At 67.5% G+C, this 15,531-nt stretch carries 10 protein-coding genes; 7 read left to right on the top strand and 3 right to left on the bottom strand.

The window, feature by feature from the left end:
* Positions 1–31 precede the first annotated feature (31 nt).
* Together KBY57_RS03625 and recN are read right to left on the bottom strand one after the other, a co-directional pair.
* Positions 32–1,003 (bottom strand): oxidoreductase, encoded by a 972-nt coding sequence (locus KBY57_RS03625; protein ID WP_254994504.1) that lies wholly within the window; start codon positions 1,001–1,003, stop codon positions 32–34.
* Positions 1,004–1,033: 30 nt separating this feature from the next.
* On the bottom strand, positions 1,034–2,722 hold the full coding sequence (gene recN / locus KBY57_RS03630) for a DNA repair protein RecN (protein ID WP_254994505.1): 1,689 nt from the start codon (positions 2,720–2,722) through the stop codon (positions 1,034–1,036).
* A 121-nt stretch (positions 2,723–2,843) separates the two neighbouring features.
* Here recN and KBY57_RS03635 point away from each other — a divergent pair, with 121 nt between their 5' ends.
* The 7 genes from KBY57_RS03635 to purF all read left to right on the top strand — a co-directional run bounded on the left by KBY57_RS03635 (position 2,844) and on the right by purF (position 13,000).
* A complete protein-coding gene (locus tag KBY57_RS03635) occupies positions 2,844–4,724 on the top strand; it encodes an ABC1 kinase family protein (protein WP_254994506.1) in 1,881 nt (626 codons plus the stop codon).
* A gap of 31 nt (positions 4,725–4,755) precedes the next feature.
* A complete protein-coding gene (locus tag KBY57_RS03640) occupies positions 4,756–5,373 on the top strand; it encodes an alpha/beta hydrolase (RefSeq protein WP_254994507.1) in 618 nt (205 codons plus the stop codon).
* Between the two features lie 86 nt (positions 5,374–5,459).
* Positions 5,460–6,518: a threonine synthase gene (thrC, locus tag KBY57_RS03645; protein WP_254994508.1), complete on the top strand. Its 1,059-nt coding sequence runs from the start codon at positions 5,460–5,462 to the stop codon at positions 6,516–6,518.
* A 398-nt stretch (positions 6,519–6,916) separates the two neighbouring features.
* Positions 6,917–8,062 (top strand): DNA polymerase III subunit beta, encoded by a 1,146-nt coding sequence (gene dnaN / locus KBY57_RS03650; protein WP_254994509.1) that lies wholly within the window; start codon positions 6,917–6,919, stop codon positions 8,060–8,062.
* A gap of 5 nt (positions 8,063–8,067) precedes the next feature.
* Entirely contained in the window at positions 8,068–8,844 is a 777-nt protein-coding gene (locus KBY57_RS03655; RefSeq protein WP_254994630.1) for an RNA methyltransferase, read from the top strand.
* Between the two features lie 200 nt (positions 8,845–9,044).
* Positions 9,045–11,414, top strand: coding sequence for a phosphoribosylformylglycinamidine synthase subunit PurL (purL, locus tag KBY57_RS03660; protein ID WP_254994510.1), 2,370 nt, complete (start codon positions 9,045–9,047; stop codon positions 11,412–11,414).
* A 71-nt stretch (positions 11,415–11,485) separates the two neighbouring features.
* Positions 11,486–13,000, top strand: a complete 1,515-nt coding sequence (gene purF / locus KBY57_RS03665) for an amidophosphoribosyltransferase (protein ID WP_254994511.1) — start codon at positions 11,486–11,488, stop codon at positions 12,998–13,000.
* Here the strand turns inward: purF and KBY57_RS03670 are convergent.
* Positions 12,997–15,492 carry a DNA topoisomerase (ATP-hydrolyzing) subunit A gene (locus tag KBY57_RS03670; RefSeq protein ID WP_254994512.1) on the bottom strand — a complete coding sequence of 832 codons (2,496 nt, stop codon included), beginning with the start codon at positions 15,490–15,492 and terminating at the stop codon, positions 12,997–12,999. The two genes, purF and KBY57_RS03670, sit on opposite strands and share 4 nt — an antisense overlap.
* Between the last annotated feature and the right edge of the window lie 39 nt (positions 15,493–15,531).

Raw genomic sequence — 15,531 nt, forward strand, 5'->3', positions numbered from 1 at the left:
CTCGGGAACAGCCAATTGTACGGACGCTGGCTCAGGCCACAGGGGCGAAGCCTGGGCAGGCTCGGCGGCAGAGCTCCTCGCTCACCTGCCAGAGGCGCTCCCCCTGGGCCGGATCGAGGGCCGCCGGCGCCGGCCGCACCGCCGCCGGCCAACCGCGCATGCCGCCGAACTGGTTGGGACCGTAGTGACCGGCGGACTCGGCTTCCGCTGCGGTGGCCGCAAACAGCTGGGGCAGGGCCCCCTGGGCGGCGCTCTGGAACAGGGGATCGAGCAACCGGTAGATCGTGCCCTCGAAGCGGGCGCCGCTGGCGGCGATCGAGGCGGGCTGCAGGTTGGTGCGGGCCAGGCCTGGATGGGCTGCCGCCGAAAGCAGCCCGGGGCAGCGCCGCTGCAGTTCGTGGGCCAACACCACGTTGGCCAGCTTGCTCTGGCCGTAGGCAGCCCAGCGGTCGTAGCGGCGCTCGCCCTGGAGATCGTCGAAATCCAGCCGGCCGAAATACTGCGCCCCTGAGGTCACCTGCACCACCCGCGCCCCAGCACTGGCCTCGAGCAGGGGCAGCAGCAGCCGGGTGAGGGCGTAGTGGCCCAGGTGATTGACGCCAAACTGCAGCTCGAAGCCCTGGCGGGTGAGCTGGCGCGGCGGCGCCATCACGCCGGCGTTGTTGAGCAGCAGATCGAGCCGCCCATGGCGCTCGGCCACCGTGTTGGCAGCCCGCACCACGCTGTCGAGATCGGCCAGGTCAAGCTCCAGCAGCTCGAGCTCCCCCGCCGTGCCGCTGCCAGCGGAGCCGGCACCAGCCAGCAGCTCCTGGCGGGCGGCCTCGGCCCGCTCCAAGCTGCGGCAGGCCAGCACCACCGTGGCCCCCCGAGCCAGCAGGGCGCGGGCACTCTCCAGGCCCAGGCCGCTGTTGGCGCCGGTGATCAGGGCCAGCCGACCGCTCTGGTCCGGCATGGCGGCCCCACTCCAGCGGGCCGGAACGGCAACAGCCTGAGATGGCGGCATCGAACTCCAGCAGCAAACGCTGGGGCGGTTCTAGCGACCGTGCTGGTCCAACAGGCTTGCGGCGTAGCTGCGGGCTTCGCCGGAATCGCCGCCGGCCAGTTCCGCCAGCTCGGCCTGGCGCGCCTGAGTGTCCCGCAGGTGGGACACCCGCGTGTGGGTGATCCCCTCCACCACCTGCTTCGACACCCGGAAGTGGTGGTCGGCCGCCGCGGCCACCAGCGGCTGGTGCGTCACACAGAACACCTGGCGCTGCCGGGCCAGGCGCTGCAGCAACTCAGCCATGGCGCCGCTCACCCGACCACTGACACCGGTGTCGATCTCATCGAACAGCATGGTGACGTGGGAATCGGCTGCGGCCAGGCAGGTTTTCAGGGCCAGCAGAAACCGCGACATCTCGCCGCCGGAGGCCACCTCCGCCATCGGGGCCAGCGGCACGCCGGGGTTGGCGGAAAACTGAAACTGCACCACATCAGCGCCCTCGTCCCCCGGCTGCCCGGGCGTGATCGCCACCGCAAACCGCACGTTGGCCAGACCCATGGGGCGCAGCGCCTCCATCAGCTGCTGTTCCAGCTGCCGGGCCGCCGCCTCCCGGGCCGATGTAAGCCGCCCATTGGCCTGGTCGCGGGCCTGGCGGGCCGTGTGCTCCGCCAACTCCAGGGCCTCGAGGGAGGCCTCAGCGCCGCCGGGGGCCAGCTGCTCCCGCAGGCGATCGCGCAGGGCGATCAGCTCCCCCAACGCCTGACCATAGCGCCGCTCCAGACCCTTGAGCTGGGCGATGCGCTCCTGCAGGGCCTCGAGGCTTTCTGGATCACTTTCAAGAGCGGCGCCATAGCGCTCCAGATCGCGCACCAGATCCTGAAGCGCCGCCAACCCATCGGTGCAGCCGCTGCGCAGGGCGCCGACGTCGCCATCGAGGGCCTCCATCTGGGTCAGTTCCTGCTCGCAGGCGGCCAGGTGATCCAGCACCGACGGCGCCTGATCGGCCCCCTCCAGCAACCGGCCCAGCAGCACCATCACGCCCTCCTGCAGCCGCACCCCGTGAGCCAGGCGGTTTTCCTCGGCCTGCAACCGCTGCCGCTCCAGGGGATCCTCCAGCTGGGCCGCCTCCAGATCGGCCAGCAGCTGCTCCTGCTGGGCGCGCTGCGCCTGCACCTGATCCCAATCGGCCCGCGCTTGCTCCAACGTCGCCGCCGCCTGTTTCCATTGGCGCCAGGCCGCCGCCACCGGATCGAGCAGGGCCTGAATGCCGTCACCGGCAAAGCGGTCCAGCCAGCGCCGCTGCTGACCCGGCCGGGCGAGCTGCTGGGTCTGGCCCTGCACGGTGAGATCGAGCAGCAGGGGGCGCAGCTCCTGGATCTGGGCGCGGCTCACCACCACCCCGTTCAGGCGGTTGCGGCTGCTGAGGCGTTCCTCGCTGAGGCGCCACTCACGGCTGAGCAGCAGCTCCTCCTCGTCAGCGTCCAGCTCCTGCTGCCGCATCCAGGCCTGCAGAGGCGGCGTCAGCGTGAAGCTGGCCTCGATCACTCCCTTTTCCGCCCCCCGGCGCAGCAAACGGGCACCGGCACTGCCCTGGGCGCCACCCAGCAGGGCATCGAGGGCATCCAGCAAGATGGATTTGCCAGCACCGGTCTCGCCGGTGAGCACAGTGAAACCCTCGCGGAAGCTGAGCTCGAGCCGCTCGATCAGGGCGATGTTGCTGAGGCGCAGTCCAGTCAGCACAGGCGCGGGAGGCGGCAGTCAGCGGCCACCGGGTGTTGGAGCCGACCGTAGCGGCTGTGTCTTTCGTTTAGAAGAGGGGGACGACCTTCAGATGGCCCCCCTGGCGGCCTGGCCCCCCAGCATGGCGAGCGCCTCTCCTGAAACCTCCGCCGAACTCAGCGACTTTCTGGAGGTCGCCGGCCTACTGGAGTACGACCCGGCCACCATCACCCGCATCTATGCCGGCCACCCGCAACGGCTGATCCGGCGGCTCTGGCAAACCCTCGTACCGATCGGTCTTTATCTATTAGGGGTTGGTTTCGACTGGTTCACAGGTCGGCTCAAGAGCCCCGGCCGGGCCCGCGACCGCGCCAAGGAAGCCGCCGATCTGGTGGCTTCTCTGGGCCCCGCCTTCATCAAGGCCGGCCAGGCCCTCTCAACCCGGCCCGACATCGTGCCGCCGCTGCTGCTGGAGGAACTGGCCCAGCTGCAGGACCAGTTGCCCGGCTTCGACTCGGCGCTGGCCATGGCCTGCATCGAGGAAGACCTGGGCGCCCCGGTCCTCGACGTCTACGAACAGCTCGACGCCGAACCGATCTCCGCTGCCTCCCTCGGCCAGGTGCACAAGGGGGTGCTCAAGGGCGGCCAACCGGTGGCCGTGAAGGTGCAGCGCCCCGGCCTGCGCGAGCAGATCACGCTCGATCTCTACATCGTGCGCAACATCGCCGCCTGGCTCAACCAGAACATCGGCCTGATCCGCAGCGATCTGGTGGCCCTGATCGATGAGCTGGGCAAGCGGGTGTTCGAGGAGATGGACTACTTCAACGAAGCAGCCAACGCCGAACGCTTTGCCGAACTGCACGCCCACAACCCCCGTATCGCCGTTCCCCGCATCTACCACCAGGCCACCAGCCGCCGGGTGCTGACCATGGAGTGGATCGAGGGGGTGAAACTCACCAACCTCGAAGCCGTGCGCGGCATCGGCGTCGACCCCGACGACATGGTGACCGTGGGGGTGAACTGCAGCCTGCAGCAATTGCTGGAGCATGGCTTCTTCCACGCCGACCCCCATCCCGGCAACCTGCTGGCCCTATCGGATGGCCGCCTCGCCTATCTCGATTTCGGCATGATGAGCGAAGTGAGCCGCGAGTCCCGCACAGGCCTGATCCAGGCGGTGGTGCACCTGGTCAACCGCAGCTTCGGCAAGCTCAGCAAGGATTTTGTGAGCCTGGGCTTTCTGGCCGAGGACGTGAACCTCGAGCCGATCGTGCCCGCCTTTGAAACGGTGTTTGGCCAGGCGATCGAGCAGGGCGTCAGCCGCATGGACTTCAAGGCCGTCACCGACGACCTCAGCGGCGTGATGTATCGCTTCCCGTTCCAGGTGCCGCCTTACTACGCCCTGATCATCCGCTCGCTGGTGACGCTCGAAGGCATCGCCCTCAGCGTGGATCCCGAGTTCAAGATCCTCGGCGCCGCCTACCCCTATTTCGCTCGGCGACTGATGGAGGATCCCGATCCCAGCCTGCGCCAGAGCCTGAAGGAGATGCTCTTCGACGGCGACATCTTCCGCTGGCAACGGCTCGACAACCTGATCGCCAGCGCGTCCCAGGGCGCCCAGCTGGATCTGGAGGGGCTGCTCGATCAGGTGCTCAGCTTTCTGTTCTCTCCCAACGGCGGCCTGCTGCGCCAGCAGCTGGTGGACGCGATGGTGGCCCGCATGGATGCGGTGGCCTGGCAGACCACACTGCGGCTGGGCAAACGCCTGCCGGAACGCCTCCAACCACCGGGCCTGCGGCGCCATCGGCTGAGCGAGGCCAATGAACCGCTGCTCGATCTCGAACCGGTGCGGCAGTTGATGGGCATCCTTCAAGCGCTGCCGGGCTTTGAGCCCCAAATGGTGCTGCGGCGTTTGCCCCGACTGCTTGGGGAACCGCAACTGCGCCAGATGGGCGTTCAACTAGCCCGCGGATTGGCGGAACGGGGGGTAGTGCGGCTGGTGCGCGATGTGCTCGTTCCGGCCTGACCACAGAAACAACCGCCGTAGGCTTGGCCGCATGCAAAGCGCCTTCCGCCACCCAAATCCAGGCCGCAAGCGTCAGGGCCTGACCGCGATCGGCCTGGGGCTCAGCCTGATGGGCCTGCTGCCTGCGGCACCCCTGCCGCCGGTGGCCGCGGCGGAAAACCTGGTGTTTGTCAGTGGTGCCTTCCGGCGCTCCATCACCGTGGCCGAGCTGGAGCACCTGGCCCAAACCGGCCATGCCCAAGGGCTGCTGGTCGACGTCTTGCGCCTCAGCAAACAAAATCCCAAGGACGTTGCCAAGCTGCTGAACCAGTCGGTCAGCCTGCCGGTCACCCTGGTGAGCCGGCTGCTGAACACACGGATCGGTGAAGCGATCCTGGAGCGTCTGGCCCAAATTGTGTACCCGCTCAGAGCCTCCAAGGCTGGTGTGCCCGCCCTGCGCTCAGCGATGGTGATGGGAGTGGTGGCTGGCAACGGTTCGATCTCACCGCTCTCCTTTTTCCAGGCCTATCCCGCCCAGGAGATGGAGGTGAGCATCCCCGCCCTGATGAACCTGTTGAGCAAAGCCAATTCCATCGCCGAACTGGTGCGCTTCTTCTCCGAATCGCCGCTCGACGGCTTGCGGGGCGATGCCCCTGGAGCTGCGCCGTAGATTCACCCCAGCCACTGCTCTAACCCGTGCCCTTGCTCCGTTCCCTGAGGCGTTTGAGCAAGGGACCCTTCGGGCCTCGCCCAACCATGCAGGACTGGCCCGGGTTGATCGAGGCCTACCGGCGCTGGCTGCCGGTGTCCGCCAAGACGCCAGTGATCACCCTGCATGAAGGGGCCACGCCGCTGATCCCAGCCCCGGTGATCGCCGAGCGGATCGGTAGGGGCGTCAAGGTGTTTCTCAAATACGACGGCCTCAACCCCACCGGATCCTTCAAGGATCGGGGCATGACCATGGCCATTTCCAAAGCCAAGGAGGCGGGCTCGGAAGCGGTGATCTGCGCCAGCACCGGCAACACCTCAGCAGCAGCAGCCGCCTATGCCCGCCGGGGTGGGATGCGCGCCTTCGTGCTGATTCCCGATGGCTACGTGGCCCAGGGAAAACTGGCCCAGGCCCTGCTCTACGGCGCCGAGGTGATTGCCATCCAGGGCAACTTCGATCGGGCCCTGGCAATCGTGCAGGACGTGGCCAACCAGTACCCGATCACCCTGGTGAATTCGGTGAACCCCTACCGGCTGCAGGGCCAGAAAACGGCCGCCTTCGAAGTGGTGGATGCCCTGGGCGAGGCCCCCGATTGGCTCTGCATTCCCGTCGGCAACGCCGGCAACATCAGCGCCTACTGGATGGGATTTAACGAATACCGAAATGCCGGCCACTGCCGCAATCTGCCCCGGATGATGGGATTCCAAGCGGCGGGATCGGCACCCCTGGTGCTGGGCCACACGGTGGATCAACCAGACACCATTGCCACGGCGATCCGGATCGGCAATCCGGTGAACCGCGACAAAGCGCTAAACGTGAGGAGCGAGAGCGGCGGCGGTTTCATGGCCGTCACCGACGCCGAAATCATTGAGGCCTACAAGCTGCTGGGCAGCGGTGAAGGGGTGTTCTGCGAACCCGCCAGCGCCGCTTCGGTGGCGGGCCTGCTCAAGCGGAAAGAGGAAGTGCCTGCGGGGGCCACGGTGGTGTGTGTGCTCACCGGCAACGGTCTCAAGGACCCAACCACGGCCATCGAGCACAACGACGCCCGTTTCCACACCGGCCTGGAGGCCGATACGGCCAAGGTGGCTGCCGTGATGGGCTTCTAACCCGACCGCTTCAGGGCCAACCAATTGGCAAAGCGTCTGAGGGAAAGCGTGGGAAAAACTCTTCTCAGCCGCGGAGAAGCGCATGTCCAGGAATGGCGATGGAGCGCCTTTTTTTCCACAACGCCGGAAAAGGGTGGAAAAGCCGATCTTTCCCGCATGCCTAGTTCGATGTCCCCCAGGCCTCGGAGCCGCACATCCCTGTTGTTGCAGGTGTTTTTTGGGTTTTCCCCGTTTCCCCCAGGCCCTACGACGACGGTTTCATTCTTTTTTATGGAATCCATTAATCCCATGATCGGAAAGCCTGTTGAAGGCGGTTCACCGACGTTGCGGAATCAGCCGGCCTGTGGAAGCGTGGGGGCTCCCCGTTTCCAGCCGTCAGGCTTCCCGACACACACACCATGAAGCTGGTCTGTTCCCAGTCCGAACTCAGCACCAGCCTTCAGCTGGTGAGCCGGGCCGTGGCCAGCCGGCCCACCCATCCGGTGCTGGCCAATGTGCTGCTCACCGCCGATGCAGGCACCGGCCGGCTCAGCCTGACCGGCTTTGACCTCAGCCTCGGTATTCAGACCAGCCTGCCGGCCAGCGTCGAAACCAGTGGTGCCATCACCCTGCCGGCCCGGTTGTTTGGAGAAATCGTGTCGCGGCTCTCGAGCGATAGCCCCATCACCTTGCACTGTCCGGAAGGTTCCGAACAGGTCGAGCTCACCAGCTTGTCGGGCAGCTACCAGATGCGGGGGATGCCGGCGGAGGATTTCCCCGATTTGCCCCTGGTGCAGAGCGGCACGCCGATCCGGCTGGAGGCGGATGCCTTGGTCAAGGGTCTGCGCGCCACATTGTTTGCCAGCAGTGGCGATGAGGCCAAGCAGCTCCTCACCGGAGTGCATCTGCGACTCGACCCCAGTGGCCTCGAGTGTGCAGCCACCGACGGCCATCGCCTGGCCGTCCTCTGCCTGGCCCATGCCAGCGCAGCGGTGGAAGGCGATGGTGGCGAGCCCTTTGCCGTCACCGTTCCCGCCCGCTCCCTGCGGGAGCTGGAGCGGCTGCTGTCCGGTCGCCAGTCCGCCGAGCCGCTGAGCCTGTTCTACGACCGCGGCCAGGTGGTGTTCCTGTGGGCTGATCAGGTGCTCACCAGCCGCAGCCTGGATGGCACCTACCCCAACTACCGCCAGCTGATCCCCGACAGCTTCAGCCGCACCATCGCGCTGGATCGCCGCGCCCTGGTGTCGGCCCTGGAGCGGGTGGCGGTGCTTGCTGATCAGCACAACAACGTGGTGAAGCTCAGCGTCGAACCAGCCACGGGTCAGCTGCTGATCCAGGCCGATGCCCAGGACGTGGGCAGTGGCTCCGAAGCCCTGGCGGCCTCGATCACGGGAGACGCCGTTCAGATCGCCTTCAACGTGCGTTATCTGCTCGATGGGCTCAAGGCCATAGCCTGTGATCAGGTGCTGCTGCAGTGCAATGCCCCCACCACACCGGCGATCCTCACGCCGGCGGAGGGAGATCAGTTCACCTATCTGGTCATGCCCGTTCAGATCCGCAGTTGACCGTGGTGGCCCTTCCGGAGCAGTTGCTGCTGAGCGATCTGCTGCGTCGGCGGGTTCGCTGTGATCAGGGCCTTGATCACGGCGCCGGCCTGCAGGTTTGGATGCATCCGCCGGTGCATCGGGTTCTGGGTTGGGTGTCCAAGCCTTCGGCCTTTGGCGCCCGCCGGCTGGTGTGGCGCCTCAACCAACTGCGCGGACTCACCGACCTGGAGGTGCTGGTGCAGGGAGAGCCCGCCGAAACCGAGCAGGACGTGGTGGAGCGGCTACCCAACCTGATCGAGGCGGCGGTGCTCGATCGCCGTCAGCAGCCCATCGGCAGCCTCGCCGATGCCGCCATCGAGCTGCGCACGGGCCGCATCCGCCACTATCTGGTGAGCCGCAGCGATCCCCGTTTGCCCGGCAGCAGCCGCTGGCGCCTGAGCCTGGATCGCCTGGTTGATCAACAGCCTGGCCAGGTGTTCACGGCCCTGGAGAGCCTCGACGACCTGCCCCTGGCCCGGGCCAGTGTGCGCCAGGAGTTCTTGCGTCGCTCCCGCCGCTGGCGCGATCAGATGCAGGAGGCCGGCAGCCGCGTTGAAGAGCGTCTGGAGGGGTGGTTGGAGGATCCGCCTTGGCAGGAGGAGTCGCCATCCCCCATGGCTGGGGAGGCGCCTGATGAAGGCTGGGACGACTGGCCCGAGTCTTGGGATCCATCCGAGCCTCCCTCCAGACCGTCTGCCCCAGACGGTCGGCGTCAGCGGCGTTCAGCCCAGCCCCCGAACGACGAAGATCCCTGGTTCTGAGTCACCCGGGTTCCCGGCTCCCGCTTGTGGATCCACCCCCTCCAGCCGGTCTCCTGAGTTCTGTACAGCTTGTACAGAACTCAGGACAGTCCCACATCCACAGGCAGGTCACCACCATCGCGGGTCCTGCGTTTCACCATCCACCCCTGGAAGCCCGGTGAGTCGCTCGGCGAAACTGGAGGGATCTTGCCCAGCCGCTTGTGGTCGCCGCCGCCGATTCCGCCGCTTCAGCGTTCGCTGCGCCCGACTACGCGGTCGCCGAGGCGTTGAAGAAGGAAAACCTGAGTCAGGCGGATTACGACGAGATCTGTCGCCGCCTCGGCCGCGCCCCCAACCGCGCTGAGCTGGGCATGTTCGGGGTGATGTGGTCGGAGCACTGCTGCTACCGCAACTCGCGCCCGCTGCTGCAGGGCTTCCCCACCACCGGTCCGCGCATCCTGGTGGGCCCTGGCGAGAACGCCGGCGTGGTGGATCTGGGCGAAGGCCAGCGCCTCGCCTTCAAGATCGAGAGCCACAACCACCCTTCGGCGGTGGAGCCGTTCCAGGGTGCGGCCACGGGCGTGGGCGGCATCCTGCGCGACATCTTCACCATGGGCGCGCGGCCGATCGCCCTGCTTAACGCCCTGCGTTTCGGCCCCCTGGAGGATGAGCGCAACGTGGGCCTGATGGAGGGCGTGGTGGCCGGTATCGCCCACTACGGCAATTGCGTGGGCGTACCCACCGTGGGCGGTGAGGTGGCGTTCGATGCCAGCTACTCCGGCAACCCCTTGGTGAACGCCATGGCCCTGGGGCTGATGGAAACCGAGGAGATTGTCTGCTCCGGCGCCGAGGGGGTGGGTTACCCGGTGGTCTACGTGGGCAGCACCACCGGCCGTGACGGCATGGGCGGTGCCAGCTTCGCCAGCGCCGAGCTCACCGAGGCCTCCCTCGACGACCGCCCCGCCGTGCAGGTGGGCGACCCCTTCCTGGAGAAGGGGCTGATCGAGGCCTGCCTCGAGGCCTTCCAGAGCGGTGATGTGGTGGCCGCCCAGGACATGGGCGCCGCCGGCCTCACCTGCAGCTGCTCGGAGATGGCCGCCAAGGGGGGCCTGGGCATCGAGCTCGACCTCGACAAGGTGCCTGCCCGCGAGGCCGGCATGACCCCCTACGAGTTCCTGCTGAGCGAATCCCAGGAGCGGATGCTGTTTGTGGTGAAGCCTGGTACGGAGCAGGCGCTGATGGCGCGCTTCATCCGCTGGGGCCTGCAGGCCGCCGTGGTGGGCCGGGTGCTGGAAGACAACATCGTGCGGGTGCTCCAGAACGGTGCGGTGGCGGCCGAGGTGCCCGCCAGCGCCCTAGCCGACGACACACCGATCAACCACCACGAGCTGATCAGCGAACCTCCCGCTGAGATCCAGGCCCACTGGCGCTGGCGCGAAGACCAGCTGCCCGCCGAGCTGCCCTTCAGCTGGAGCGACGCCCTGCTGGCCCTGCTCGATGACCCCACCATCGCCTCCAAGCGCTGGGTGTACCGCCAGTACGACCACCAGGTGCAGGCCAACACCGTGGTGCCTCCCGGCGGCGCCGATGCGGCCGTGGTGCGGCTGCGCCCCCAGCAGGGTGAGGGCGCCATGGCGGCGGCCACCCGCGGCGTGGCGGCGGTGGTGGATTGCCCCAACCGTTGGGTGGCCCTCGACCCCGAGCGCGGTGGCATGGCGGCGGTGGCCGAGGCCGCCCGCAACCTCAGCTGCGTCGGCGCCGAGCCTCTGGCGATCACCGACAACCTCAACTTCCCCTCTCCCGAAACCCCCACCGGCTATTGGCAGTTGGCAATGGCCTGCCGCGGCCTCTCGGCCGCCTGCTCGGCCCTCGACACGCCCGTCACCGGCGGCAACGTGTCGCTCTATAACGAGACCCGCCTGCCCAACGGCACCATGCAGCCCATTCACCCCACGCCGGTGGTGGGCATGGTGGGCCTGGTGCACGATCTCGCCCAGGTGCGCGGCCAGGCCTGGCGCAGCGCCGGCGATGCGATCTGGCTGCTGGGGGTGCCGCTGGAAACAGGCGAGGCTCCAGCCGATCCCCGCCTGAGCCTGGCCGGCAGCAGCTATCTGGAGCGGCTGCATGGAGCCGTCACGGGGCGCCCGCCCGAGATCGATCTGGCCCTGGAGCGCTCGGTCCAGGGCTTCCTGCGTCAGGCGATCGCCCAGGGTTTGGTGGCTTCCGCCCACGACCTCAGCGACGGCGGCCTGGCGGTGGCCGCGGCTGAGTGCTGCATGGCCACCGCCGAGCCTTACGGGGCCGAGCTGGAGCTGCCCGCCAGTAGCGCCCGCACCGATCGTCTGCTGTTTGCCGAGGGCGGTGCCCGCATCCTCGTCAGTGTGCCGCCTGATCAGGCCGAGGCCTGGCAGCAGGCTGTGGCCGCTGCAGGGGTTCCTGCCGAGCGGATTGGTGTGGTGACAGCTGCGGCCAATCTGGTGATCAGCCAGGGCGGCAGCGCGGTGGTCCACCAGAGCCTTCAGGCTTTGCAAACCTGCTACGAGCAGGCCATCCCGCGGCGCATGGGCGTTGATCTGCCCCCCACGGCTTGAGTGGGGCGTGGATCGGGCGCTCTCATGCAGAATGAATCTGCACCACGATCGTTGATGGGCCTGTGCTGGTGATGCATTCGGAGCCCAACGATCAGGCAGCAGAGCACGATCTGGACCAGCGCCCCGACAAGCCCGAAGAGGCCTGCGGCGTCTACGCCGTGTTGGCACCGGGGCAGCCGGTGGCCAACCTCACCTATTTCGGGCTCTACGCCCTCCAGCATCGCGGCCAGGAATCAGCCGGCATTGCCGTGTTTGATGCCGACCGCAAGGTGCGGCTGCACAAGGACATGGGCTTGGTCAGTCAGGTGTTTGACCAGGCCGTGCTGGAGCGCCTCACCGGCGATCTGGCCATTGGTCACAACCGCTATTCCACCACCGGCAGCAGCAAGGTTTGCAATGCCCAGCCGGTGGTGCTCAACACCCGGATCGGGCCCTTTGCCCTGGCCCACAACGGCAACCTGGTGAATGCCGGTGAGCTGCGGCACGACCTCGCCGCCATCGCCAGCGAGCTCACCTCCACCACCGATTCCGAGCTGATTGCCTTTGCCGTCCAACAGGCGGTGAACCGAGGCCTCGACTGGGATCGCGCCATCCGGCAGGCGGCGGAGTGCTGCCGTGGTGCCTTCAGCCTGGTGATCGGCACCCCGGAGGGGCTGTTTGCCCTGCGCGATGGCCACGGCATCCGGCCCCTGGTGTTTGGCCACATCGGTGAACCCAGCGAGGCCCAGTGGGTGGTGAGCAGCGAGTCGTGCGGACTCGACATCATCGGTGCCGCTTTCGATGGCGACGTGGAGCCTGGGGAGATCATCCACTTCCGCCAGGGGGATCCCAACCCCAGCCGCAGCCGGTGGTGTGAGCAGCCCGCGAAGCTGTGTGTGTTCGAGATGATCTACTTCGCCCGGCCAGACAGCCGCTTTTTCGGCGAGTCGCTGTACAGCTACCGGGTGCGGATCGGCGAGGCCCTGGCCCGCGAAACGCCGGTGGACGCCGACATCGTCATCGGCGTCCCCGATTCCGGCATCCCGGCAGCGATCGGCTACTCCCAGTTCAGCGGCATCCCCTTTGGCGATGGCCTGATCAAAAACCGCTATGTCGGCCGCACCTTCATCCAGCCCACCCAGGCGATGCGGGAGGCGGGGATTCGCGTGAAACTCAACCCCCTGCCCGATGTGCTGGCGGGCAAGCGTGTGGTGGTGATCGATGACTCGATCGTGCGGGGCACCACCAGCCGCAAGTTGGTGCAGGCCCTGCGGGATGCCGGCGCCACGGAGGTGCACATGCGCATCAGTTCACCGCCGGTCACCCACCCGTGTTTCTACGGGATCGATACCGACACCCAGGATCAACTCATTGCGGCCCGGCTCACCCTGGATGAAATCACATCCCATCTGGGGGTGGATTCCCTGGCCTACCTGAGCAAGCAGGGCATGGTGGAAGCGGCTCTGGCCAATTCCGCGAACTTCTGCACCGCTTGTTTTGACGGGGCCTATCCGATTGAGATGCCCGAGCAGGTGCGCTCCAGCAAGCTGATGCTCGAGCCGGCCGGGATTGCGGCAGCTGTTTTGCGAGAGCACCCAGTTTCTTAACGGATTAAGGGCACCAGCTGCTGCAGCACCTGGGCTTGCGGCAGGGCGATTGAGACCCCGATGCCGCTGCAGTCTTCGGCCTGCAGCTGGCTCAGGTCGAGCCTTGCGCTCCAGCCCTTCTCGGTCAGCAGGCTCAGCAACGCGGCGTCGGCCGGCTGCAGGTCGATCACGCGATCTCCCCGTTGTTGCAGTCGCAAGCCGATCTGACCCATGTCGCCGCGCTGGCAAAGCCGCAGGCTTGCCACCTCCAGCCGCTTCACCTGCCCGCCCTCAGTTGCCAGTAGCACCGAGGCGCTGGCAGCGCTGGCTGCAACGCAGGCGGCACCCACCACAGCTTCCCCAGGGAGCAGCCGCATCAGCATGGGGCCCTGGGCGGCGCGGCCCATCAGCGGTAATTCGGCTTCGTTGAAGCTGAGGCGCAGCATCCGGCCGGTGCTGCTGGCCACCACCAGAGTGTCGCCCTCGTGGCCACTCACCACCCGCCGCAGGCTGACGCCCTCCTTGAGCTTCAGCACCGTGGCTGCCCGCCCCGACAACTCTTGAAAGTCCTCGACGGGCAGCCGTTTGAAGCGCCCGTCGCTGCTCAGCAGGCCCAGGCTCCCCTGGGAGGGCAGGGGCAGCACCTGCACCACCGGCTCTCCTTCGAGGCTGTCGGGCAGGAAGCGCTCCAGCTTGCCCGGCTGTTGGCCGGCAAATTCCCAGCGCAGCAGGGCGACTCGCCCGCTTCCCGTGAAGGCCAGCAGCAGTGGTTGTTCGGCGATCGGCAGGATCAGGCGGGCTGGGGAGGGATGCTCCCCCAGCGCGATGGCCTCATCGAGGTGCAGCCGTCCCAGCATCTGGGAGCTGAGGATCTTCACCGCCCCATCGGCCTGGATCAGCAGTCGGCTTTCCGGGGCTAGGGCCGCAAAGGCCTGCTGGCGCTGCAGTTCGGCGTTGGGACGGATCGCCGCCGCCCGCTGGGCCACCAGCGCGTCGCCCCCCTCCACCAACCGGGTGCGCCGGGGTGTGGCAAAGCGCTTGCGTAGCGCCTTCAACTCCGACACCAGCGTGTCGAGCAGCACGGTCCGGTCGTCGAGCAGGTGGCGCAGCCGGCCCCGCTCCTCGATCAGCTCGGCCGCTTCTTTGCGCAAACTCTCCTGTTCCAGGCCCGTCAGGCGCCGCAGGGGCATGGCCAGCACCGCATCGGCCTGGCGCTCGCTCAGGTCGAGCTGCACCTGGAGGGCGGCCCGGGCGCTGGCCGCATCGCTGGCGGCGGTGATCAGGGCGATCACGTGTTGAAGCGCATCGAGGGCCTTGATCAGGCCTTCCACCACCTCGAGCCGATCTTCGCAGCGCTTGAGGGCGTGGCGGGTGCGCCGGATCAGGGTGAGTTCCCGGTATTCCAGGAATTCCTGCAGCAGGCGCCGCAGGCTCAGCTGCACCGGCTGGCCGTTGACCAGGGCGAGCAGGATGGCGCCGAAGTTGCTCTGCAGGGCCGTGCGCCGCTGCAGATCGGCCAGCACGGTTTCCGGGTTGGCATCCCGGCGCAGCTCCACCACAACCCGCATGCCTTCGCGATCGCTTTCGTCGCGGATGTCGGCGATGCCGCCGATTTTGCCGTCGTTGACCTGCTCGGCCAGCTTCTCGATCCAGCCCGCCTTGCTCAGCTGGTAGGGGAGCTCGGTGATCACCACGGCGCCGCGCTTGTGGCGGCCTTTGCCGGGTTGCACTTCCTCGATGTGGGCCACGCCTCGCATCGGGATGCTGCCGCGGCCCGCCAGGTAGGTGTCGCGCACGCCCTGGCCCACCAGCACTTCGCCACCGGTGGGGAAATCGGGGCCGGGCACCAGTTGCAGGAGCTTGTCGTCGGAGAGATCTGGCTTGCGCACCAGGGCGATCAGGGCATCCACCACCTCGCCGAGGTTGTGGGGCGGGATGTTGGTGGCCATGCCCACGGCGATGCCGGTGCAGCCGTTGAGGATCAGGAACGGCAGCTGGGCTGGCAGCACCGTGGGCTCCTGCTGGGAGCCATCGAAGTTGGCGGCGAAATCAACGGTGTCGGCCCCGATCTCATCGAGCAGGCCCTCGTTGGCGATGGGCGCCAGCCGCGTTTCGGTGTATCGCATGGCCGCCGGCGGATCGTCGTCGACGGAGCCGAAGTTGCCGTGGCCATCGAGCAGCGGGTGGCGGCTGGCGAAGGTCTGCACCTGACGCACCAGCGCGTCGTAGACCGCCTGGTCGCCGTGGGGGTGGTATTTACCAAGCACATCGCCCACCACACGGGCGCATTTGCGGTAGGGCCGATCCGGGGTGAGGCCCAGCTCGTGCATCGCGAACAGGATGCGGCGCTGCACGGGCTTGAGGCCGTCGCGCACATCCGGCAGGGCCCTCCCCACGATCACGCTCATCGCGTATTCGAGGTAGGAGCGCTGCATCTCCTGGTGCAGCGCAATCGGCTGAATGCGCGGGTCGTTGCCCGGTCCGCTCCGCTCCCCTGGGCGCTCCTCGGCCATCCGGTGTTGTGGTCTGGGGTCGGAAGGTGGGGCTCAGCC

The organism is Cyanobium sp. Aljojuca 7D2 (genome assembly GCF_024346415.1).
In the GTDB taxonomy this organism is placed as follows: Bacteria; Cyanobacteriota; Cyanobacteriia; order PCC-6307; family Cyanobiaceae; genus Cyanobium_A.